Below are 23,841 nucleotides of genomic sequence, written 5' to 3' on the forward strand. Positions count from 1 at the left end.
ACGAAGATGATGTCGCTGGGGTCGCGTCGTGGTGTATCGACAGACACCATGAACAGCGGGTGCTCAAGGATCTCTGGCATACCGTGGATGGTGAACCTCTTGAAGAACAACATCTCGCCTAGACCGACTTAGAACGGTTCACGGTCGCCCATGAAAAACTTGGCACGCCCGGACATGACGATGAGGTACTCCTCACAGGTCGCGTGGTAGTGCGCAGGCGTAGGATGGTAAACACGGAAAACCCGGGCGCTGGCTTCGTCTTCGTCGGTTAGTCTTGAATCAACCAGCAGCGTGTCGGCGGTCTCGGGGAACGTCTTGACGATTGCATCGAGACTAAACGAGGCATGGGGTGCGGCCTCTACCGGTTTTTTTCGGGTGCTGGCTTCGGTCATCTTGAAACCCTCATTCAGGTGTCTTTTTCAGGAGGCACTGCGATGTTGTTTGTGGGCTCAGGATAAGCATTGGACTGATTGCGGAGAACGCTGCGGGGGAGCACAAGATTTGAGAATAAAAAAACAACTGTGTTTTGACCCGAGCGTTGGGGAGCGGGTTAAGCGCACCCCGAATCGCCGCTTCAGGGCCTTGTGGGATCAGGCCAGAACCGCCGGGCTCTTGTTTCGAGTGCTGCGATCACGATAGCCATCGTCGAGCCCAGTGTTACCTCCAGAAAACGCATGAGTCCTGTCTCCCAGATGGCCGAGCCCACATCCTTGCTCAACAGGATGATGACCGCAGTCCACAACCCAACCCGTCATTTTGGACGATTGGCGATGATCGCCGCAGTCACAGCTGTGACGATCATTAACTCGATAGAAGACGCCAAGTGCAACTGTTGCATGAGCATCTGACAGACGATTGCCAGAGTCGCGCCTAGCGCTGTGCCAATCACCCGATTACGGAACTCGGAAAAGGTGTCGCCCAGATTTTCCTTGCTGGTGATCAAGGCTGAGACTGGCGCCCATAACGGTTGATGGAGCTGCCGCAGGATGGCCAAACCAAAGGCCAGGCCCGCTGTAAGGGAGGAGCGAGCAGCGCACACAAACATGATACGGATTTGTGTTCTTCGCGATAGCTCGCTGACGACTTGACGAGGGAGTTCTGACATGCGGCGTCCAGCAACGGAGGAGTGACAGCGGCGCCACTATAAGTGCATCCGGAGCGACTGTTTTGCGAATTCAATTCCAAACAGCTGCGCCTGGTGATGCGTTTCTGACACCGGCTGCCTGCGGCATAGTGGTGAGTACTCACTATCGAGTCGAGCTGCGTCGGAGACACAAGATGCAAGTCAGAGCTGCTGTTCTAAGACACATGAATGTTAAGCCACCTTATGCCCAGAGCAAGCCGATTGTGATTGAGACAATCGAACTGGCGCCCCCCGGGCCGGGAGAAGTACTGGTGCGTATTCGTGCCGCCGGCCTTTGTCATTCCGACCTTTCGGTGATCAATGGCGACCGCCCTCGGCCGATGCCCATGGCGCTCGGCCATGAGGCTGCTGGCGTGGTCGAAGCGTTGGGCGAAGGGGTCCGTGACCTTGAGCCGGGCGATCACGTGGTCATGGTGTTCATGCCAAGTTGTGGACATTGCCTGCCATGCGCCGAAGGTCGTCCAGCCCTCTGTGAGCCGGGTGCGAAAGCGAATGCGGCCGGTACGCTGATCAACGGTTCAGTGCGTTTGAGCGATCCAGCTGGTCACGTGCATCATCATCTGGGGGTCTCGGCTTTTGCCGAATACGCCGTGGTGTCGCGTAACTCGGTGGTCAAAATCGACCGTGATCTGCCCTTTGTCGAAGCGGCGCTCTTTGGTTGTGCGGTGTTGACTGGGGTCGGCGCCGTGGTCAATACCGCGCAATTGCGGGTCGGTTCAACCGCCGTGGTGATTGGTCTTGGGGGCGTCGGCCTGGCGTCAGTGCTGGGTGCAAGAGCTGCTGGGGCGAGCAAAATCATTGCCGTTGACCTTTCACCGGAGAAGCTGGCACTGGCCAAAGAAGTCGGCGCTACCGCAGTGGTCAACGGCGGCGACCCGGACGCTGTAGAGCAGGTACTGCAACTGACCGGTGGAGGCGCCGACTACGTCTTCGAAATGGCCGGTTCGATCCGGGCACTCGATAACGCCATGAAAATGACCAAGCGCGGTGGTATGACCGTGACGGCAGGTCTACCGCCGCCAGGTTCGGCTCTGCCGGTCAATGTGGTTCAGTTGGTTGGTGAGGAGCGCACGCTCAAGGGCAGCTACATCGGCACTTGTGTGCCGCTGCGCGATATTCCGCGGTTTATCGAACTCTATCGTGATGGTCGCTTGTCTGTGGATCGACTGCTGAGCGGCAAACTCAAACTGGACGACATTAACGAAGGCTTCGACCGCTTGCATGATGGCAGCGCGGTGCGTCAGGTCATTGAATTTTGAGGAGTGACAGCATGGCCGATACAAACTTCCTGGCAACGCTCGACGACCCCACATTGTTCCGTGAGGCGAACTTCATCAACGGCCTATGGCTGGAGGTGGGTGAGGGGCGCAGCATCACCGTTACTAACCCGGCCACCGGCAAGGTACTGGGGCGCGTGCCTTCGTTTGGGGCCCATGAGACTGCCTTGGCTATCGCCGCCGCCAAGCGCGCGCAACCCGCGTGGCGAGCGCTTACCGCCAAAGAGCGCGCCGTAAAACTGCGCAACTTGTTCGAGTTGATGATCACTCACCGCGAAGACCTAGCGCGGATCATGACTGCTGAGCAAGGCAAGCCGCTGGCCGAAAGTCGTGGCGAGATTACCTATGCCGCGTCTTTCATTGAATGGTTCGCGGAGGAGGGCAAACGTGTGTATGGCGATACCATCGCCTCCCATTCAACGACCAGCCGCATCATTGTTCAGAAAGAACCCATCGGTGTATTTGCCGCGATTACTCCGTGGAACTTCCCGGCAGCGATGATCACCCGTAAGGCCGGGCCAGGTTGGGCGGCTGGTTGTACTGGTGTACTGCGTCCTGCCAGCCAGACACCCTTTTCGGCGATTGCCATTGCAGTGTTGGCCGAGCGTGCCGGTCTGCCAGCTGGTGTATGCAACGTGATTACCGGGCCGGGCAGTGAAATTGGCGGCGAACTGACCTCCAACCCGGACGTGCGCAAGTTGTCCTTTACCGGTAGCACCGAGGTCGGCGCCACATTGTTGGCTCAATGCGCACCGACGATCAAAAAGACCAGCATGGAGCTTGGTGGCAATGCCCCCTTTATCGTTTTTGACGATGCTGATCTGGATGCTGCGGTGCAGGGTGCGCTCGCGTCCAAGTACCGAAATGCCGGGCAGACCTGTGTGTGCGCTAACCGCCTGCTGGTCCAGGACGGTATTTATGATGCTTTCGCCGCAAAACTCAAAGTCGCCGTCGAAGCGTTGAAGGTGGGCAGCGGGTTTGAGGAGGGTGTGACGATCGGGCCGCTGATTGACGACGCCGCCGTGCGCAAGGCCGAGGAGCATGTCGCCGATGCCGTTGAGCGCGGCGCTTCTGTTCTGGTGGGGGGTGAGCGTCATCCATTGGGTGGCAGCTTCTATCGGCCTACCATCTTGGTGAACGTGCCAAGGGAATCCAAAGTGTTTCGCGAGGAGACGTTCGGGCCTGTGGCACCGCTGTTCCGTTTCAGCACCGAGGCGCAAGCCATCGAGATGGCCAACGACACCGAGTTTGGTTTGGCCTCGTATTTCTACAGCCGTGATATCGGTCGGATCATGCGCGTGGCCGAGGCACTTGAGTGCGGTATCGTCGGGATCAATGAAGGGTTGATATCAACGGAAGTGGCACCGTTCGGTGGTGTGAAGTCATCGGGACTTGGTCGTGAAGGCTCCAAGTACGGAATCGAAGACTATCTTGAAATCAAATACCTCTGCCTGGGGGGAATTGATCGCTGATAGGTTTGGGGAGATGGCCGTAAGGCCATCTCCTTTTTATTGAATTTAAAAGTCCAATTTCCTTCAAGTAACTCAGTAGCGTTCTCGTTTTAGTAAATCATTTTCTGTTGGTGTCGTGCTTTGCTAAAGCATTAGTGAATGCGCTTCACAAGTTATTGGTGTATAGGTGTTAATTCGTGCGGTAGAATTTTTGTATGTGCCGTGCTAGAGCTGCTGCTCTTGCTTTTTAGTCAACATTCTTTTCCCATTCATGCGGTTTATCTTCTCTCGGTGGTATCGGAAAATCCTTTCCTACTTGATCACTACCGAGAACACCACAAATGACTTACTTCAAAAAAACCGTTGCTCTGCTCGCCACTCTGGCAGCCCTTTCTACGTCCTTGGCAATTCATGCGGAAGAATCCGGTGCTTTTGTCGAGCGTAATAAATCATACGGTGAAAGTTCAAGCCAACGTTAAGTCTCCCGTTTCGCATCGCTGTCGGCACTTAATTAAATGAACTGAAGTTTTAATTCGGTCAATTCGTGGGTCATCGAATGATTTTTATTCAGTGGCCAACTGTGGAGAGTATTAAACATGAACTCGCAGACAACGAGGAAGTTGGCAACATCGTCCTCAGTCAAATCGAAGATTATCAAAGGCGTGGCTATATCCGCCGTCAGTCTTACGCTGACGGCGGCCTTGACCGGCTGTGGGCCGGACAACGCCGGCAGTACGCCGGTTGCACCGAGCGTGACGGTCAGTCAGCCAGTCAAGTCCGTGATTACTGACTGGGACAGTTTTACCGGGCGCTTCGAGGCCACCGACTCGGTGGACGTTCGTTCGCGGGTCAGTGGCTATCTGGAGAAGGTCGCGTTTCAGGACGGTGCCATCGTCAAGAAAGGCGATTTGCTGTTCGTGATCGATTCGCGCTCGTTCCAGGCCTCCGTGGTACAGGCTCAAGGCAAACTGGCCCAGGTGCGCTCGCAATTGTCCCTCGCCGAGCAGGAGTTTGCCCGGGCCAATGTCCTGATCGAATCCAAAACCATCGCCCGTAGCCTCTACGATCAGCGCTTGCAGGCGCGCCAGGCGGCGCAAGCTGAAGTCCTTAGCGCCGAAGGTGCATTGACCAATGCCAAGCTGGATCTGGAGTTCACCCGGATCACCGCGCCCATGAGCGGAAGGATCAGCCGCAAGTTGATCAGTGAGGGCAACTTGGTCAACGGTGGCAACAGCAGCGCAACGTTACTGACCACCATCGTGTCGCTGGATCCGATTGATATTTACTTTGATATCGACGAGCAGAACTACCTCAAATACCGTCGACAAGCTCATGCCGCCGCTAACCAGAGTCAGGTGCGTATTGCCTTGCCGGGTGAGGCCGAGCCGAGCATGACCGGGCGCATGGACTTCATCGACAACCGGCTCGACCCGTCCACCGGCACCTTGCGTCAGCGTGCCCGGGTCAGCAATAAAGACCTGCAGTTGAGCCCGGGGCAATTTGGCCGGGTGCAGTTCTCTAGCCAGGCGGCTTACCCGGCACTGTTGCTGCCGGACACCGCGATCAGCGTCGACGCAACCCGCAAAGTCGTCTATGTACTCAACCCACAGAACAAGGTCGAAATACGCCCTGTCACCCTCGGCAAACTGCATGACGGTTTACGCGAAATCTCCAGCGGTTTGCAGGAGCAGGATCGGGTAATCGTCGATGGTCTGCAGCGCGTTCGGGCTGGCGATACCGCGACGGCCCAGGATCGTGTGTTGGCTCAGGCCGCGAAAACCCCAGAAGCCCAGGGAGCGCCGCTATGAGCCTGGGACGCACATCCATCGAACAACCGGTGCTGGCGATTGTGCTTTCAATCGTCTTGATGATCATCGGTGGCTTGGCTTATCTGGTCTTGCCGACGTCCGAGTACCCGGACATCGCACCGCCCACAGTGGTGGTGACCGCGACCTATCCCGGTGCCTCAGCGCAGACCGTGGCCGAGACGCTGGCGATCCCGATCGAGCAGGAGGTTAACGGCGTTGAAGACATGCTTTACATGTACAGTCAGGCGACGTCCGATGGCAGCCTCAACCTAACCGTCACCTTTAAGAGCGGCACCGATGTCGACAAGGCCCAAGTGTTGGTGCAGAACCGTGTGGCGCTGGCCACGCCGCGTTTGCCGGAACCGGTGCAGCGCAGTGGCGTAACGGTGCGCAAGTCATCGCCGACGCAGCTGTCGACGATCTTCATCTCCTCGCCCAAGGGCACTTACGATCAACTCTACGTTTCGAACTTTGCGATCCGTAACGTCGCCGATGTACTCAAGCGTATTGACGGTGTCGGCGACATCAACCCGCTGGGCGCGCGCGAGTATTCGATGCGTATCTGGCTCGACCCGGAACGCGTTGCAGCCTTCAACTTGACCCCCGCTGATATCATCGCTGCGGTGCGTTCACAGAACACTCAAGTGGCTGGCGGCGTGATCGCCCAGCCGCCGGTGGCGTCCCAGGCGTTCCAGCCAAACCTGATTTTCGAAGGGCGTCTGAAGGAGCCCGCCGACTTCGACAACATTGTCCTCAAGTCGGGTACAGGTGGGCGTCTGGTGCGTCTCAAGGACGTGGCACGCACGGAAATCGCCGGGCTGGCTTACGTCAACAACACCTATTACTTGCGCAACCCGGCCATCGGTCTGCAAGTGCTGCAACGTCCCGGCGCGAACGCCCTGGCGACGATGAAAGTGGTCGAAGAGACCATGCAGAAAATCGGCAAGGATTTCCCCGAAGGCATCGAATACAGTATCGGTTACAACCCGACGGCGTTTATTGCCGACAGTATCGGTGAGCTGGGCAAAACCATCTACGAGGCGGTCATCCTCGTGGTGCTGGTGATCATGATCTTCCTGCAAGGCTGGCGGCCGTCGATCATTCCGATCCTGGCGATTCCGGTGTCGTTGGTCGGTACGTTTGCGGTCATGGCGATGCTCGGTTACTCGATCAACAACCTGACCCTGTTTGGGCTGGTGTTGGCGGTGGGGATCGTGGTCGACAACGCCATTGTGGTGGTGGAGAACGTCGAGCGACATCTGGCTGATGGCAAGAACCCGCTGGAAGCGACCATCGTGACCATGCAGGAAATCGGCGGCGCGTTGATCGCCATTACCCTGGTGTTGTGTGCGGTGTTTATTCCGACCGCGTTCATTCCGGGTATCTCGGGTGAGTTTTTCCGCCAGTTCGGGATCACGATTGCGGTGGCCACAGCGATCTCGCTGTTCAATTCGGTCACGCTGTCTCCAGCGTTGGCGGCGATGATTCTGCGTCGACATGATCCTGAAGCCCATCAGAAGCCGAAAAAAGGCGTCTTTGGTGTGCTCAAGCGTGCCGCTGATGGCTTCAACAGCGGCTTCCTGAAACTCTCTTCAGGCTACGCCGGCAGCGTGCGTGGCCTCGTGGCAAAAACTCCGTTGATGCTGGCGATCTACGCGGTGTTGATTGCCGCGACCGCTTATCTAATGGTGTCGACGCCCAAGGGCTTCATCCCGGTTCAGGATCGTGGCTACCTGGTGGTCATCGTGCAGCTCCCTGACGGTGCCTCTCTGGAGCGGACCAACGAAATCTCTCAGCAGATCGAGGCGATTGCCCTGGATGTGCCGGGTGTGGACCGAGTACCGACGTTCTCCGGTTTCTCGATGGTGACCGGTACCAGCTCATCGAACTCGGCCGGCCTGGCGCCAGTGTTCCAGCCGTGGTCCGTGCGTAAAGTGCATGGGTTGACGTCGGACAAGATCGCCGAAGTCTTGCGTGAACGATTGAAAGCGGTCAGCGGTGCAACGGTCATTGTCGCCACCCCACCACCGGTTCAAGGCTTGGGTAGCACGGGCGGCTTCTCCATGCGTTTGCAGGATACTGCCGGGCTGGGTACCGAAGCATTGGCCAAAGCAACCGACGACCTGATTGCTGCCGCCAACGCCACTCAAGGCATGACCGGCGTCTATTCACCGTTCTCGGCCCGGACGCCACAGGTGTTCGTTGAATTGGATCGTGAACGCGCCGAAATGCTGGGCGTGCCAAGCAGCCAGATCAACCAGGCCATCGAGACGTACTTTGGCTCGTCCTACATCAACGATTTCAACCTCGTCGGACGTACGTATCGAGTGACGGCGCAGGCGGACTTGCCGTACAGGGTCACGCCAGAGGATCTGTCACGGGTCAAGGTGCGCAACGATGCCGGTCAAATGGTGCCGATTGCCAGCGTGACGCGTCTGCATGAGGCGCTGGGTGTGGAGCGATTCCCGCGCTACAACCTGTTTCCTACTGCGGAAATCAACGGCGATACATTGCCGGGACTGGGTTCCGAGTTCGGGATCAAGACGATGGAACGTCTAGCTGATGAGACGTTGCCAGCCGGCATCACCTATCAGTGGACTGATCTGAGCTATCAGCAAACCACTGCCGGCAACATGGGCCTCCTGGTCTTCCCGTTGTGTGTGATTTTTGTCTACCTGGTACTGGCGGCACAGTACGGCAGCTGGAGTCTGCCACTGGCGATTCTGTTGATCGTGCCGATGTGTCTGCTAGCGGCTGCCGGTGGCGTACGTCTGATGGGGCAGGACATCAATATCCTGACTCAGATCGGTTTTATCGTACTGGTGGGACTGGCGGCGAAGAACGCGATTCTGATCGTCGAAGTGGCAAGGCAGCAGGAGAAAGAGGGGCAAGGCATCGTTGATGCGGTCGTCGAGGCGTGTCGTCTGCGATTGCGCCCGATTCTGATGACTTCGCTGGCCTTCGTCCTCGGTGTGTTGCCGTTGGTGATGTCTGAGGGCGCGGGTTCCGAGATGCGTCAGGCAGTCGGTTCGGCGGTGTTCTTCGGGATGATCGGCGTCACGCTGTTCGGTCTGCTGTTCACTCCGGTCTTCTATGTGTTGATCCGCCGAATGGCCGGTGGCGAGCGTCAGGCACAGTCTAAAACCAACCATTCTGAACAGGGTGAGGCCCATGAATAATTATCTCAGCGTTCCAGGCCTGGTACTTGGGGCCGCGCTACTGAGTGCCTGCGCCTCGCCGGTCATGCCGCCCAAGAGCGACTTGCCGGTCGACAGTTTCGTCAACGCTCAAACGGCTGTACCCGCCAGCGTGACAGACAATTGGTGGAAGCTTTATCAGGACCCGTTGCTCGACCGTTTGGTGGAGCGCGCCCTGGGGGAAAACCTTGACCTGCAGATTGCGTTGGCGCGGATCGATGCTGGGCGTGCACTGCGCAACATCGCCGGAGCTTTCGGCAGCCCTCAGATCGATTTGGGGGCGAGTGTCGCTCGTCAGCGTATCTCGGCGGATCAGGCGGGTTTCACCGACTCGCTGATCACCGAGCCGACCTCATTGGGGTTAAGTGCGGCCTGGGAAATCGATCTGTTCGGCCGTATCCGTGAAGGTGTGCGCGCTGCCGACGCCGACCTCAACGCGACAGAGGAAGAGGCGCGGGGTGTGCGTGTGGCGCTGATCACTGAAGTGGTCCAGACCTACGCCGAAGCGCGAGGGCTGGAGGAGCGCTTGGCGATCGTCAAGCAAAGTGCGGCCAGCCAGGCTGAGACCTTGCAGCTGACTGAGCAGCTGTATGCGGCGGGGGACAGTCCTGAAGCGGATTTGCTTCGCGCACGTTCGCAGTCGGACTCCACAGCCGCCCAAGTGCCAGCGCTGCAACTGAACTGGCAACGTTCGCTGCATCGCTTGTCGGTGCTGCTCGCCCAGCCGACCGAGACGCTTTATCAGCAGTTCAAGGAGAGTCCGGCGAAGATCTCGACGGTGTCGTTGCTGGACGCCGGTACGCCTGCGGATCTGTTGCGTCGGCGTCCTGACATACGCGCCGCCGAAGCACGCTTGATTGCGGCCTATGCGCGAGTCGGTGTGGCCAAGGCGGATCTGTTGCCGCGCTTGAGCCTGTCAGCGGCCCTGGGGTCGTTGATTGACGGTGTGAGCGCCGCCAATCTGGCCAGTTCGACGTTCTGGTTGGCCGGGTTGAATGCCAGTGTGCCGGTGTTTGACGGCGGACGTCGGCGCAACGTGGTCGATCTTCGGGATGCCGAGGCGCGGCAGGCGTTGCTGAGTTATCGACGCACCGTGTTGACGGCCGTTTCCGAGGTGGAGTCAGCGCTGGCTGCAGCCCAACGCAATGCCGAACGTCAGACTTTCCTGGCCAGTGCGGCCAGTCAAGCCAGCTCAGCTGCCGAGCAGATTCAGCGAGCCTGGCAGGCGGGTGAGACTCCGTTCCTTGATGTGTTGCAGGCTCAGCGGGTGCAACTGGCTGCGCAGAATGCGCTGTCCCAAGTGAAGACCGCACAGTGGCAGAATCAAGCGGCGTTGGTGAATGCGCTAGGGGGATAGGTATGTAACGACAATTTAAGTAAGTTGCGGGCAAGCCCGCCCTCACAGGTTATGAGATGCCTGTAAGGGCGGGCTTGCCCGCAATGGCGAAAACAAGCAACGAGGTTCAAATTTTGTCGATCGGCACACCGTGATTGTTTTTCCACATCAACACCAGGGCACTGGCAACGACCGCGACAACGATCAAATAGATATTGAACATCCAGCCAATGTTTTCCGAGTACAGCCAGGTCGTCAGATAGGAGGCTGTACCACCGAACACCGCGACGCCCAGAGAGATACATACCCCAAACATTCGAGTGCGATAGCGAGTCGGAATTTGCTCCGAGATCGAAGCCGGTTTGCAACCGGTGATAAAGGCCACCAACAACAAGCCTGCAGTCTGTGCCACCATCAAGGTCCACGGTTCGCTGGAAATCAAACCCCACAACGGGAACAGCGTGGCGGCAATCCCCAGCAAGGAAATCAATGCTGAAATCTTCCGCCCCCAGAGATCCGATATCCAGCCGGAGATTGGCAGGAATACCAGGTAGATGACCTGCGCAAGACAGCTCATGGTAAACGCACTGCGTGGGTCCATGCCTTTGACACTGATGGCGTAGATCGAGGCCGAGGTGACCCATGTGTAGTAGGTCAACGTGGCACCGGCTTCATACAGAAACAGACGAACGCCGTGCTGGATGATCTTGCCACGACTCCAGGCTGGTGCTGTCGATTCACCGCCAGCGCTTGGCGAGTGTTCGCTTTCCATCATGTTACGACGCAGCCACAAGGCGAAGACGGCCAACAGGCCACCCGTCGCGAAGGGAATACGCCAGCCCCATTCCTGCATCTCGCTGACGGACAACAGTGACGTCAGCAGCGCCATGTAGAACGTCGCCAGCAACGAGCCGCAGCCCACCGCGATAAACACCGTGCTTGACCACAGTCCTCGGCGTTTCGGCGGCGCGATTTCAGCAATGTAGGCGTAGGAGGTGGTGGTTTCACCTCCATGCGCAAAACCTTGTACCAACCTGGCCAGCAGCAAGAGTCCTGAAGCCCAGCTGCCAACCGAATCATAAGAGGGAATAAAGGCGATCAGCAGGCTCGCGCCAGCCATCAACAACATGGTACTGAGCAACACAATGCGCCTGCCCAGCTTGTCCGCCAGGATGCCGAAGAAGATGCCGCCAATAGGTCTCAATAGAAATCCCGCGGCAAATACCGCGAGGGTGTTCAGTAATGCAGAAGTTGCGTTGCTTTTATCGAAGAGTGCGGCGGCGATGTACACCGACGCGACGGTATAAATAGTCCAGTCAAACCACTCCAGCAAGTTGCCGACGCCAGTGGCCATCAATGACTTTCTGCGCAGGGAGGTACGTGTTTTGGCCTGTCCGGTCGAGTAATCGGACATGGTCTCGGTGATGTTATTCATTGTTGGCTCCGAGATACTTCATAAACCACGGGGTGTGGTCGGTGGAGGTGAGTTGCGTGAGGCTCCCTGAGGAAAAGAGGTGTCCAATACGACGAAAATACTGGAGCGAAGCTTGCCCGCTATGGGGTAAACCTCGCTCCTGAAAGGTGATCAGGCCTTCATATGTGCCAGTGCCACTTCCTCGATACCGGCGGCATCCAGCTTGTAGTGCTGATACAGGTGTGTCGGCGGAGCAATCAGGCTGTATTCGTCGTAGATACCGTGGCGCTTGAGCTTCACGCCGACGCCTTCGTCCGCCAGGACTTCAGCCACAGCCGCACCCAGGCCACCGAGCACGTTGTGCTCTTCGACGGTCATCATGCGTTTGCTGCGAGCCGCGGCGCGCAGGATGGCGTCACGGTCGATCGGCTTGATCGAAGCCATGTCGATCACACCCACCGAACGACCTTCTGCATTCATCTTGCGAGCAGCGGCGAGTGCCGGATGCACGGTGATACCGCAGGCGATGATGGTCAGCTCTTCACCTTCGATGTGCTCGTGGGCCTTGCCGAATTCGAAGACAACACCGTCCTCGTAAACGATCGGATCGCGACCGCGGCCGATGCGGAAATACACCGGTTTGTCGTAGGTGGCCGAGGCTTTGATCGCGGCGACCAGTTGTGGGCCATCGGCCGGCGACACGACCGCCAGGTCAGCGATTGAGCGCATGGTGGCGATGTCTTCAGTGGCGTGGTGCGAAGTGCCGTAGAAGCCTAGAGAAATACCCGTGTGGTGACCAATCAACCGTACCGGTTGCGCCGAATAGGCGACGTCCATGCGGATCTGTTCGCAGCACAACAGGCCGAGGAACGAAGCAAAGGTCGCCACGAACGGCATCACGCCACAGGTGGCCAGGCCCGCGGCGGCGGTCACCATGTTCTGCTCGGAGATACCAAACTGCAGGTAACGCTCAGGGTAGCGGCTGGCGAACTTGTTCAGGCCGTTGGAGTACTGCAAGTCAGCGGAGCCGGCCATCACCGGGTAGCCGGCTTCGGTCAGTTCAATCAGCGCGTCGGACAGGTAGGACAAACCCGGGTTGAGCGCGTTAAGGCCACGGTACTGCCAGGAATTGGGGGAAAGAGGGGCGTTCATGTTCAGATCTCCATGGCTTCAATTTCAGCGATAGCGCGTTTGGCGTCTTCCGGGTCGAGGTAACCGAGGTGCCAGCCGGGTTCGGTTTCCATGTAGGAAACGCCTTTGCCCTTGACGGTTTTGGCGATGATGCACACCGGTTTGTCGCGGGTTTCATCGGCTTTGACACGACGCAGGGTTTCGGTCACTTCGGCAATGTTGTGGCCGTCGATGACGTGCACTTCCCACCCGAAGGCGCGCCATTTTTCGTCCAGCGGTTCGATGCCGATCACGTCGTCGACCGAGCCGTCGAGCTGGAAGCCGTTGCGGTCGACAATCGCGATCAAGTGCCTGGCTTTGTGGTGGGCAGCGCTCATAGCGGCTTCCCAGACCTGGCCTTCCTGCATTTCTCCGTCTCCGAGCATGACGAACACGTCGTAGACTTCGCCGGTGAATTGCTGGGCCAGGCACATGCCCAGACCGCCGGAGAGGGCGTGGCCGATGGAGCCGGAAGAGAAATCGATGCCGGGCACTTTGCGCATGTCAGGGTGATCGCCCAGAGGGCTGCCCAGGCGGGTGTATTCATCGAGCCACTCCTTGGGGAACACGCCAAGGTCCGCAAGAATCGGGAACTGGCCCACGGCAGCGTGGCCCTTGCCCATCAGGAAACGGTCGCGGCCCGGCCACTTTGGTTCGTCGGGGCGAATGGTCATCACGTCGTAGTACAGCGCGGAGAACAATTCGGCGGCGGAAAACACCGAGGTGTAATGGCCGGTCTTGGCGATTTCAATCAGGCGAATGGTTTCTAGTCGGACGAACTTCGCCCGGTCTTTCAACTTGAGAACGGTCTCGGTGGAAGGCATAAAATTGCTGGCTTTCCATTGCTCGAGTGTTTTGCGGGGTGTAGACATCTCTACCTCCAATCACAGGCATGAAGTTGTTGAAGTTGAATTTCAGTGGCGGGGCTTGAGCATCAACGGGGTGGTTATGGGGGCAATCGTCGATGTTTCAGTGAGGACTCAGTGGGTCAACCCTTCGAGCGCACGCATCGCCGCGATCAGTTCATCGCACGTCAGGGCGCCGCCCGAAACGGAAGCAAAGTTGCGGGCGTGAGGGGCCTTCAAGGTGGGTTCGGCCACTCGCCTCAACACCGAGTCGTCGACGCTGAGAACGCCTAGTTCGGTCAAGTTGCGTGGCAAGCCGATACGTTGATAGAACCTCAACATATCGCCCACGAGTTCAGCGTCGCGGTCTTCCAGAACCAACTGCACCAGCAAGCCATACGCCACTTGCCAGCCATGAACCTGCTGTTGCGCTCCAGGGATTTTCGATAAGCCGCGGGTCATCGCATGGGCAATGGACAGACCACCGCTCTCGAACCCCAGGCCGCTCATCAACAGCACCGCTTCAATCAAGTGATCGAAGGCCACCGTCACCTCGCCTGTACCGGCCTGGGCCAGTGCCGGTTCGGCGTACTTACGAATGACGTGGTAGCACTCGCGTGCCAGCACCAGCCCCGACAGCGCCGGGCGTGCGCCGAACATGTTCACGCCACCAGATTTGTAGCACTGCTCGGCTTCGAACTTTTTGGTCAGCGCATCAGCAATTCCCGCGAGCAAAAACTGACGCGGTGCCTGGGCAATCAACGGGGTGTCCACCAGCACGTAGCGTGGGCTAACCAGCAAGTGGCCCACTTCGCTCAGTTGATGATGTGCGTCGTAGACCACGTAGTTTTTGGAGGTGGGTGCATCGTTGGAAGCCACGGTCGGCATGGTAATCAGTGCGCAACCCGAGGTGTGGGCGAGGGCTTTGCCGGCGTCGATGCACTTGCCGCCACCGACGGCCAGGATCATGTCGAATTCGATTTCTGCGGCGGCCAGTCTCAGACCGGCAATCCCGTCGGCGGTGATTTCGCCGTCGAAGGTGATGTAGTGCAACTCGACGTTGGATTGCGCACAAGTATCATCGAGTCGTTGTTGGATCAAGCCCAGCACATAACTGTCGATGACCACCACGGCCTTGCGTCCGCAGTGCACCAGGTAGGTACCCGCCTGAGCGAGTACTTCAGTGCCCTGGACGTAGCGACCGGGCGAACCGAAAATCAGATTCATACAGTACCTCTCACTTCACGGCTTATTGTTATTCGAGGCCCGGCGCCAGGTTGCCGAGTTCACGATCTTGTTGTGATGCATGATATATCATGTTTTTAGGCGGTCAAGGGTTCATTCGACCAGATGACATCAGGCGATCGAATATCCGCCGTCTACCGGCAACGTTGTGCCCGTTACGTAGCGTGCGTTATCAGATACCAGGAAGGCGATCACGTTGGCCACGTCTTCGGGGGCGCCCCAACTCTTCATCGGGATGCGCGCCATGATCCCTTCCGAGCGGACCGGGTCTTCGAACGCTTTACGCGACAGGTTGGTCAGAATCCAGCCTGGCGCCACGGCGTTGGCCCGCACACCATCGGTTGCCCAAGCCACCGCCATGCAGCGGGTCAGTTCGCAAATGGCCGCTTTGCTCGAAGCGTAGGCCGGAGTTTTTGCCGAGCCGAAAATCCCCCACATCGAGGCGAAATTCACCACCGCACCGCGTGCGACTTTCAGGCCGGGCAGGGCCGCGTTGGTGATGCGCAACACGGCCGTGAGATTGACGTCCATGACGCGACTGAAGCCGTCCAGTTCCCACTCGCGAGTGTGATCAATGATGCCGGCGGCGTTGACGATTGCATCGACTCGCTCGAACGGCGCGAAGAAGCCATCCACTGCTGCGTTGTTGGTCACGTCCAGTTCCTGATAATGGATACCCTCAATGCGTTGCTCGGGTTCGCCGAGCCCCACGGTGAAAACTTCATAGCCGTCAGCGTGCAGGCGTTGCGCAGTGGCGAGGCCGATGCCGGAGCCGCCGCCGGTCACGATTGCAGTCTTTTTCATGGTTTTTCCTTACGTCTAGTGGGAGAGCGTTTAAACGCCGGTTTTGGAAAACAGAAACTCGGCCAACAGATCGATCTGGCCAGTGATCATGTGCGCGCCTTTATGGATGATGCAGCCACGCTCAGCGGCGGCGCTCAGTAGTGGGGTGATGTCCGGGTTCATCACCACTTCGCCGACCACCGTGCCGGGGGCGAGCGTCTCAATGGGCAGTGGCAGCGGGTCCTCGGCTTTGAGGCCCAGCGCGGTCCCGTTAATCACTACATCGAACCCCGTCGCGTCGGCGGGGCCCGCATTGATCTGCCGATCAGGGAAAAGCTGCCGCAGTTCGCGCGCCAGTTCTTCGGCCTTGGCCGGTGTGCGGTTGCTGATCACCAGTTCCTGGATATCTTCGGCGAGCAACGCATGGGCGATCCCGGTAGCGGCGCCACCTGCGCCCAGCAACAGCACACGTTTGTTGCTCAGGTCATGGCCTTGCTTTTTCAGGCCGCCGACAAAACCGTCACCATCGAACATGCGCCCGCTGAAGCGACCGTCGGGCAGTCGCTTGGCGACATTGCAGACCTTCAACAGATTGGCGGTACCCTTGAGTTCATCGCACAATTTCGCCACTTCCAGCTTGTGCGGAACGGTGACAATCACCCCCGCCAGGTTTTCTATGCCGTGCAATCCTTCCCACGCCGCGGCCAAATTGGCCGGTGACACTTCCCAAGGCACCAGCACCCCGTCATAGCCGAGCCGCTCCAGCAGCGGGTTGAAAAACTCGGGGGTTCGCAGGTGTTTGGCGGGGTAGGTGAGGTGCACCACTACTTGGGTTTTACCGCTGATAGGCATAACGAAATTCCTCTTTTACGAATGGGAGGCGGAGGCTGGCAATGCCGAACGTCCAAGGATCATGTCTGCAGCTTTTTCACCGATCATGATCGAGGGCGCATTGGTATTGCCGGAGATCAGGTTGGGCATGATCGAGGCGTCGACGACACGCAGATTGCGCAGGCCTCGAACGCGCAGTTCCGGGTCGACCACCGCCATTTCGTCGTCACCCATCTTGCAGGTGCCTACTGGGTGGTAAACCGTCTTGGCACGCTGGCTGATGTAACTCAACAGCGCCTCATCGCTGCGCACGCTTGGTCCTGGAAACACCTCTTCACCGGTGTATTTGCGCATTGCCGGTTGCGCGAGAATTTCCCGGGACAGGTTCAACCCTTTGATCGCTACTCGACGATCTTCCGGGTGGGCGAAATAGCGTGGATCAATGCGGGGCGGGGTCTCGGCCTTGCTGTCGGTCAGGCGGATTTCGCCGCGGCTCTTGGGGCGTAACACGCAGGTGTTGATGGTTGCGCCAGGCTGTTTGATGGTGTCCTGGTCAAGGTCGAAAAACACGATAGGCACGAAGTGCATCTGTGCATTGGGCCGCTCCTGTGCGTTGTCAGTGTTGACGAATGCGCAGGCCTCGGTGACGTTCGAGCTGACAGGACCGCTGCCAAACATCAAGTACTGTAGGCCGTTCTTGACCGTATTGAAGGCATTGTCCTGGCCGTAGTAACCGTACTTGCCGTGGCAGTAGGCGATGGTGCCGACTTCCGCGTGGTCTTGCAGGTTTTGCCCCACGCCGGGCAATTCATGCAGCGACGGAATGCCATGACGTTGAAGTTCTTCACCGCGTCCGATACCGGACAGCATCAACAGCTTTGGTGACTGAATGGCGCCTGCGCTGAGGATCACTTCTTTACTGGAACGCGCCTGTACCCGTTGACCTTTGTGGATGTACTCGACTCCAACGGCCTGATCACCTTCGATCAGGACTCTTTGCACCGTGGCGTCTGTAACGACCGTCAGGCGATCGGATTTTTCCGCTGTCCGCAGGTATGCCACGGCCGCGCTGCAACGACGATTGTTGCGCGCGGTAATCTGATTGAAGCCGACGCCATTCTGACGCTCGCCATTGAAGTCCGCAGTAAAGGGAATGCCGGTTTGCTGCGCGGCCCGCACGAACCCACGGGACAGTTCGCACACCTGCTTAAGGTCAGAGACACCCAGCGGACCACCAGTGGCGTGGTAGCCATTGTCGAATCGTTCGTTGTCCTCGGCACGTTTGAAGTACGGCAGTACTTCGCGAAACGCCCAGCCATTGCAGCCTGTACGGGCCCAATCGTCGTAATCCTCGTGCTGGCCACGGATATAGATCAGTGCATTCACCGAACTTCCACCGCCCAGCACTCGGCCCTGAGGAAGAATGCGCTTGCGTCCGTCCATGGCCGTTTGTGGTTGGGTTTCATGGCGAGAGAGCAGTGGACTCGACAGCAACCGGGTGAAGCCGGCGGGAATGTGGATCAGTGGATGGGTATCGCGTGGACCGGCCTCAATCAGCAGAACGGAGGCCCCGGCTTCGATCAGACGACCTGTTAACGCGCAGCCTGCCGAGCCACCTCCAACCACAACATAATCGTGCATGCCTTCCTCCAAACGGTGTTGTTCTTGTTTTCATGTATCATATATCTTCGTGCCCCCCAAGCGTCAATCCCGGTTTTGTGTGCCGTGGTTTTCGCAAAAAAAAGCTGTTGGTAGTCGAAATTAAATATGATATATCCTAAATCGGGCGAGGGATGAGTCTCTCGCAAACGTCCTCAAAGCAATAAAAAAAGCCTCCCCGACGAGGCCAGGATGATGATGACCATGACTCAAATGTTTGCTGCACCCGGCCGCTACATCCAGGGCTACAAAGAACTCGATCGACTGCACAGGCATGTGGCCTGGTTCGGTCGACGGTTTCTGGTGATCACCACTCGGGGGCGCCTCGACAGTCTGAAGCAGACACTCGTTGCCAGTTTCGACGCCGAGCACACTCAACTGCACTATGGGATTTTTGCCGGTGAGGTGACCCGCGAAGAAATTCAGCGGCTCACCGCGAGCATCAACGCCCTTGAATGCGACGGGGTGATCGGGGTGGGTGGCGGCAAGGTGCTGGACGCTGCGAAGGCCGTCGCCAACCAGGCCAGGGTGCCGCTGTGCATCGTGCCCACCATTGTCTCCAACGACGCCCCCACCAGTTCCCTCTCGGTGCTGTACACCGAAGCGGGAGCGTTTGATGACGTCCTTTTCTATGAGCGCAGCCCGGATGTGGTGGTGGTCGATACCTGGATCATCGCCCAAGCTCCGGTGCGCCTATTAGTGGCCGGAATGGGCGACGCACTGTCGACGTATTTCGAAGCACGCACCTGTGTCGAGTCGGACCGGGACAATTTTCTCGGTAACGCCGGTGCCGGGATGAAGGCGGGCGGCGGCGGTGCCAAGTCGACGCTGACCTCAATGGCCATCGCTGAGCTGTGTTATCGGGTACTGCTGGAGGATGGCCTGCAAGCCAGACGCGCCGCGGAAAACCAATGCGTGACCAAAGCCTTCAACCGCGTGGTCGAAGCCAATGCGCTGATGAGTGGCATCGGCTTTGAGAGCAACGGCGTGGCGACAGCCCATGCGGTGTATTGCGGGTTCAGTGAACTGGGTGCCCGGGCGACGATGTACCACGGCGAGTACGTAGCCTTCGGCGTTCTGGTGATGCTGGTGCTGGAAGGCAAATCCAGTCGCGAGTTGGATACGGTGCTGAGGTTCTGTCTGAGTATCGGTTTGCCGGTTACCTTCGAAGACCTGAGCTTGGCCGATATCACCGCGCAAGAACTCGATTGCGTGGCGCGCACTGCTGCCGACCCCAATCAGACCAGCAAGGTCGAACCGTTCGAAGTCACTTTCGATGAAATGAAATCGGCCCTGATCGCGGCGAGCGATCTGGGCGAACTCTATAAAAAAGGCGGGTCGTTGCTGGTCGGTTGAGACTGTTGGCAGCGCACTTTCCACAGCCAAAAGGTGATCTAATGAAAGCATTTCAGGCAAGTCTGCCGTTGACCCTGGATTTCGAAGTCGGGGCGATCAAGCGCATGGGTGAAAAGGTCGAGCCGTTCGGCAAAAAGGTTTTTTTGATGGTTGACCCGTTTCTTCAGGGCAGTGACCTGGTGGCGCAAATTTCCGGCAGTTTTACCGAACGCGGCATTGAGTTTGTCGAGTTCTACGACATCGTGCCCAACCCTCGACATACCACGATCGATCGTGCGGTCGAGCTTGTTCGCAATGCAGGTTGCGATGTGGTGGTGGCGGTGGGCGGCGGCAGCGCTATCGACTCGGCCAAAGCCGTAGCTTTCGTTGCCGTTCATGGCGGAAGCTGTTGGGACTATACCGAGCGCCTGGGCGAGGCCGTAACCCGCCCGAAAAGCCGTGGGCTGCCATTGTTGGTGGTGCCGACCACTTCCGGCACCGGCACCGAAGCGACCCCTTTTTCGGTGATCAATAACCCCGGACTGGGTCTCAAATGTGCCATCGTCAACCCGTTCATCTACCCCGATGTCGCGTTGATCGATCCACAGATTCTGGTTTCGAAACCGCCGAAGCTGACCGCGTTGACCGCTGTCGACACCTTCTGCCATGCGCTGGAAGCGTACATCAGCATCCACTGCACGCCGTGGGTGGAAATGGTTGCTCTGGAGTCGATACGTTTGTTCGCTGCCAATGCCCTGCAGTGCGTAAAGCACGGCGATGACCTGGAGGCCCGCGCACGCATGGCCTTTGCCTCGACCCTCGGCGGCATGGCGATAGCGAGTGCCGGCGTAACGGTTTCCCATGCCCTGGGCCAACCGTTGGGGGCAATGACTGATGCGCCGCATGGCGGCACTGTCGCGGCCAGTACGCCTTATGTCATTGGCTGGACGCTGCCGGTATGTGCCGAAAAGTTCGCGCGGGTGGCCGGGATTCTTGATCCGTCGACGCTGGGCCTTTCCGAGATTGAACGCGCCGAGTGTCTTCCCGACATCTTGAAAAAACTGTTCAGTCAGTTGGGCGTGACCGACACTTTCCGCAGCTACGGTTTGCGCCCGGAGCAGATCGATGATTTCGCCCAGACCGTATGGACCAGTTTCAACCAGGACTTGGCCTGTCATCCGAAACAGATCAACAGCAAAGAGGAGGTTGCCGACATAGTGAGAATGTGTTTCTAACCGAAGTTTCTGTCACGAAGTTCTAAAGAATGTTGTTTGACCGACCCGTCAGTTGGGTTGGCGGGGTTTTGCATGCTCGAAAAACACTAAGACCAACAATAAAAATAGTTTCGGGAACAATAATAATGACCAATAAAACGATAGTTGCCGTCGGACTTTTGAGCGCCTGCGTATTACCGGGTGCTCATGCAGCTAGTTACTCGCCGAATAATTTTCTGCTGGGGGACTGGAACGGTGAACGTACTCGCTTGCACGAGCAGGGCGTGGATTTCCAGCTAACTTACGTCAACGAACTGGCCTACAACACCCAGGGCGGCGACGAGCACAAAGGGACTTACAGCGATCAGCTGATGGTTGACACCAGTTTCGATTTGCAGAAGCTGTTCGGCTGGCGGGGCGCGAGTTTTCGTATGACCCTCAGCGATCGTAACGGCGAAAGCCTGACGGCCGAGGCCGGGACCAACTCCTTGCTGGCCGCCCAGGAAATCTACGGCTATGGCAGCGTCACCCGTCTGGTGCAGTTCTATTACCAGCAGGCGTTATTGGACGATCGACTGGTGGTGAAACTCGGTCGCTTGCCCATGAGTGGCGATGTCTTTCCGTTTTCCTGCAAGTTTCAAAACCTGACCTTCTGCGGCACGGTGCCCGGTTACATCACGCCCAACTGGTTCACTTGGCCCGTCAGCCAATGGGGCGCGGCTGTGGCGGGGAAACTGACTGATGAGTTGTCCCTCAACGCGTCGCTGTATCAGGTCAATCCACGCTTTACCGAAAACGCCCAGGGCCTGAACTTCGGCAGTCCCTCGGGCACCACCGGGTATCTGGCCGTAGGCGAATTGGCTTGGACGCCCACGCTCAACGGTCTGCCTGGCAGCTATCGGGCGGGCATCTGGCGCAATACCGGTGATTTCAACGATGTCTATCGCGACGCCAATGGTCAACCCATCGGCTTGACCGGCAATGCACCCGATCAGCACGATCAAGCCAGCGGCTACTACGCCATGGTCGAACAGCGGGTTTATCAGGACCCGAGCAACAGCGCCCTTGGCTTGACCCTGTTCGCCAACTTCATTCAATCGGATCGCGATGTGTCCTACGTGGAAAAGGTCTGGCAGGCCGGTGCGTTTATCAGCAGTCCTTTTGCTGGGCGGCCACAGGATGAAATCGGTGTGGCGATCGGTCGGCTTGAAGTGAATGAAAAATCCGCTAAGCGTATCCGCCAGGCAAATGGCTACACCTCAGCGGCGCCGGACACTGAATACCCGATGGAGTTGTACTACGGCGTCAGCGTGACACCGGCCCTGACCCTGCGGCCCAACGTGCAATACGTCGTCAATCCTGGCGGGATGAGTGGGGATAAAAGCGTGGTGGTGTTCGGGCTGAAAACCGAGGTCAGTTTCTAAAGGATTACGCGGATTATCGAACAGAACTTGTGAAGAAAACACCACTATTCAGGGTATTCCTTCGCTTGCGATTTTAATGATGCATGATATATCCTATTTGGGCGCCTACGCCTAAAACCAAAAACAGGAGACGCAACAGCATGAACATTCTCGTTGATATCGCTGCGGTCCAGCAGCGTGTCGCCACCCTGAACCTGCCAAAGCGAGCCTTCATCAATGGCCGTTTTGTCGACGCCCTGAGTGGAGAAACTTTTGCCAATATTTCCCCGCGCAACGGTCAGGTACTGAATTACGTCGCGTCCTGCCAGGCCGAAGACGTCGACGTCGCCGTGAAGATCGCCCGCCAGGCGTTCGATAGCGGCGCGTGGTCGCAACTGGCACCCAAGGAGCGCAAAAAAGTCATGCTGCGTTTTGCGGCGTTGTTCGAGCAGCACATGACCGAACTGGCATTGCTCGAGACGTTGGACATGGGCAAACCCGTGTCCGAAAGCGCCGGTTTCGATGTACATGCGGTGCTCGAATGCCTGCAGTGGTACGCCGAATGCTGCGACAAGGTCTACGACGAAATCGCCCCATCGGGACCGGGCGCACTGGGCATGATTACCCGCGAAGCTATTGGCGTGGTCGCTGCCGTGACTCCGTGGAATTTCCCGATGCTGATGGCGATGTGGAAAGTTGCCCCGGCCCTGGCAATGGGTAACTCGGTAATCCTCAAACCGGCCGAACAATCGCCGTTGACTGCACTGCGTATCGCCGAACTGGCCGCGCAGGCGGGCATCCCACCGGGTGTGTTCAACGTGCTGCCGGGGTTCGGTCCTACCGCTGGCCGTGCCCTGGGCCTGCACATGGATGTCGATACGCTTGTGTTCACCGGCTCCGGTGAAGTCGGTAAATTGTTCCTGCAGTACTCCGGCCAGTCGAACATGAAACGGGTTTGGCTGGAGTGTGGTGGCAAGACCCCGAACATCATTCTCAATGACTGTCGTGACCTGGAAAAAGCCGCCGCCACCGCTGCCAGATCCATGTTTTTCAACCAGGGTGAAGTGTGTGTGGCACCTTCGCGCCTGATTGTCGAGCAAGGCATTCGCAACGAGTTTGTTGCCGAAGTCTTGAAAGTGGCGCGGACCATCGCCGTTGGAGACCCGCTCGACCCTGCCACGCAGTTGGGTGCCATGGTCGACAAGGCGCAGATGGATCGCGTGCTCGGTTACATCAAGAAGGGCTCGGAAGAGGGCGCCCGCATCATCCTCGGTGGTGAACGTGCCAGCGGCGCCTTGGCCGATGGTTTCTTCATCCCACCGACGATCTTCGACAACGTCACGAACGACATGACCATCGCCCGGGAAGAAATATTCGGGCCAGTGCTGTCGGTGATCAACGCCAAGGATCACCTGGACGCCGTACGCATCGCCAATGATTCGCCCTATGGCCTGGCCGCCAGTCTCTGGACCAGCGACCTGTCCCGTGCCCACTCGATCATCCGCTCGCTGCGCGCCGGTAGCGTCTGGGTCAACTGCTTCGACGGTGGGGACATCACCATGCCGTTTGGCGGGTACAAGCAATCTGGCAACGGGCGTGACCGCTCGCTGCACGCACTGGACAAGTATTCGGAACTCAAATCCGCCTGGATCGATTTGCAGGCCTGAGCCTTAAACGAGAAACCGGTGCTGTTCGAAACAAACAGCGCCTGCATTACCGATCAAAATCA

General features: G+C 58.1%; 19 protein-coding genes. 10 read left to right on the top strand and 9 right to left on the bottom strand.

From position 1 onward, the window contains the following. Positions 1–128: 128 nt before the first annotated feature. Positions 129–392 carry a hypothetical protein gene (locus tag AC1MEW_RS12810; protein ID WP_480426554.1) on the bottom strand — a complete coding sequence of 88 codons (264 nt, stop codon included), beginning with the start codon at positions 390–392 and terminating at the stop codon, positions 129–131. Between the two features lie 359 nt (positions 393–751). Continuing rightward, positions 752–1,105 carry an FUSC family protein gene (locus AC1MEW_RS12815; RefSeq protein ID WP_480426556.1) on the bottom strand — a complete coding sequence of 118 codons (354 nt, stop codon included), beginning with the start codon at positions 1,103–1,105 and terminating at the stop codon, positions 752–754. Between the two features lie 290 nt (positions 1,106–1,395). Between AC1MEW_RS12815 and AC1MEW_RS12820 the strand changes: the two genes are divergently transcribed. The 6 genes from AC1MEW_RS12820 (at position 1,396) to AC1MEW_RS12845 (ending at position 10,234) form a co-directional block, all read left to right on the top strand. Further along, on the top strand, positions 1,396–2,403 hold the full coding sequence (locus AC1MEW_RS12820) for a zinc-dependent alcohol dehydrogenase family protein (protein WP_480426558.1): 1,008 nt from the start codon (positions 1,396–1,398) through the stop codon (positions 2,401–2,403). A gap of 11 nt (positions 2,404–2,414) precedes the next feature. Continuing rightward, positions 2,415–3,893: an NADP-dependent succinate-semialdehyde dehydrogenase gene (gabD, locus tag AC1MEW_RS12825; protein ID WP_480426560.1), complete on the top strand. Its 1,479-nt coding sequence runs from the start codon at positions 2,415–2,417 to the stop codon at positions 3,891–3,893. Between the two features lie 320 nt (positions 3,894–4,213). Continuing rightward, entirely contained in the window at positions 4,214–4,351 is a 138-nt protein-coding gene (locus AC1MEW_RS12830; protein ID WP_480426562.1) for a hypothetical protein, read from the top strand. Positions 4,352–4,534: 183 nt separating this feature from the next. Further along, entirely contained in the window at positions 4,535–5,680 is a 1,146-nt protein-coding gene (locus tag AC1MEW_RS12835) for an efflux RND transporter periplasmic adaptor subunit (RefSeq protein ID WP_480426563.1), read from the top strand. After that, positions 5,677–8,859 (top strand): efflux RND transporter permease subunit, encoded by a 3,183-nt coding sequence (locus AC1MEW_RS12840; RefSeq protein ID WP_480426564.1) that lies wholly within the window; start codon positions 5,677–5,679, stop codon positions 8,857–8,859. Before AC1MEW_RS12835 ends, AC1MEW_RS12840 begins: the two co-directional genes overlap by 4 nt. Next, positions 8,852–10,234, top strand: coding sequence for an efflux transporter outer membrane subunit (locus AC1MEW_RS12845; RefSeq protein ID WP_480426565.1), 1,383 nt, complete (start codon positions 8,852–8,854; stop codon positions 10,232–10,234). The genes AC1MEW_RS12840 and AC1MEW_RS12845 overlap by 8 nt, the downstream gene beginning before the upstream one ends. A gap of 106 nt (positions 10,235–10,340) precedes the next feature. On the opposite strand, the gene AC1MEW_RS12850 is transcribed toward AC1MEW_RS12845, so the two are convergent. From AC1MEW_RS12850 to AC1MEW_RS12880, 7 genes are all read right to left on the bottom strand, one after another. Further along, positions 10,341–11,648, bottom strand: a complete 1,308-nt coding sequence (locus AC1MEW_RS12850; protein WP_480426566.1) for an MFS transporter — start codon at positions 11,646–11,648, stop codon at positions 10,341–10,343. 150 nt (positions 11,649–11,798) lie between these two features. Further along, entirely contained in the window at positions 11,799–12,779 is a 981-nt protein-coding gene (locus AC1MEW_RS12855; RefSeq protein WP_480426567.1) for a transketolase family protein, read from the bottom strand. Positions 12,780–12,781: 2 nt separating this feature from the next. Further along, positions 12,782–13,669 carry a transketolase gene (locus AC1MEW_RS12860; RefSeq protein WP_480426568.1) on the bottom strand — a complete coding sequence of 296 codons (888 nt, stop codon included), beginning with the start codon at positions 13,667–13,669 and terminating at the stop codon, positions 12,782–12,784. A gap of 108 nt (positions 13,670–13,777) precedes the next feature. After that, positions 13,778–14,869, bottom strand: a complete 1,092-nt coding sequence (locus AC1MEW_RS12865; RefSeq protein ID WP_480426569.1) for a glycerol dehydrogenase — start codon at positions 14,867–14,869, stop codon at positions 13,778–13,780. A gap of 129 nt (positions 14,870–14,998) precedes the next feature. Beyond that, on the bottom strand, positions 14,999–15,691 hold the full coding sequence (locus tag AC1MEW_RS12870; protein WP_480426570.1) for an SDR family NAD(P)-dependent oxidoreductase: 693 nt from the start codon (positions 15,689–15,691) through the stop codon (positions 14,999–15,001). Between the two features lie 30 nt (positions 15,692–15,721). Further along, on the bottom strand, positions 15,722–16,522 hold the full coding sequence (locus tag AC1MEW_RS12875) for a shikimate dehydrogenase family protein (RefSeq protein WP_480426571.1): 801 nt from the start codon (positions 16,520–16,522) through the stop codon (positions 15,722–15,724). 15 nt (positions 16,523–16,537) lie between these two features. After that, positions 16,538–18,142, bottom strand: a complete 1,605-nt coding sequence (locus tag AC1MEW_RS12880) for a GMC family oxidoreductase (protein ID WP_480426572.1) — start codon at positions 18,140–18,142, stop codon at positions 16,538–16,540. Between the two features lie 222 nt (positions 18,143–18,364). On the opposite strand from AC1MEW_RS12880, the gene AC1MEW_RS12885 reads away from it, so the two are divergent. The 4 genes from AC1MEW_RS12885 (at position 18,365) to AC1MEW_RS12900 (ending at position 23,779) form a co-directional block, all read left to right on the top strand. Continuing rightward, complete coding sequence (locus AC1MEW_RS12885; protein WP_480426573.1) at positions 18,365–19,516, top strand: glycerol dehydrogenase; 1,152 nt, start codon at positions 18,365–18,367, stop codon at positions 19,514–19,516. Between the two features lie 41 nt (positions 19,517–19,557). Further along, a complete protein-coding gene (locus AC1MEW_RS12890; protein ID WP_480426574.1) occupies positions 19,558–20,730 on the top strand; it encodes an iron-containing alcohol dehydrogenase in 1,173 nt (390 codons plus the stop codon). 125 nt (positions 20,731–20,855) lie between these two features. Then, on the top strand, positions 20,856–22,133 hold the full coding sequence (locus tag AC1MEW_RS12895) for a carbohydrate porin (protein ID WP_480426575.1): 1,278 nt from the start codon (positions 20,856–20,858) through the stop codon (positions 22,131–22,133). 140 nt (positions 22,134–22,273) lie between these two features. Further along, on the top strand, positions 22,274–23,779 hold the full coding sequence (locus AC1MEW_RS12900; RefSeq protein WP_480426576.1) for an aldehyde dehydrogenase: 1,506 nt from the start codon (positions 22,274–22,276) through the stop codon (positions 23,777–23,779). Positions 23,780–23,841 lie beyond the last annotated feature (62 nt).

Source organism: Pseudomonas sp. ASL4 (assembly GCF_056680395.1).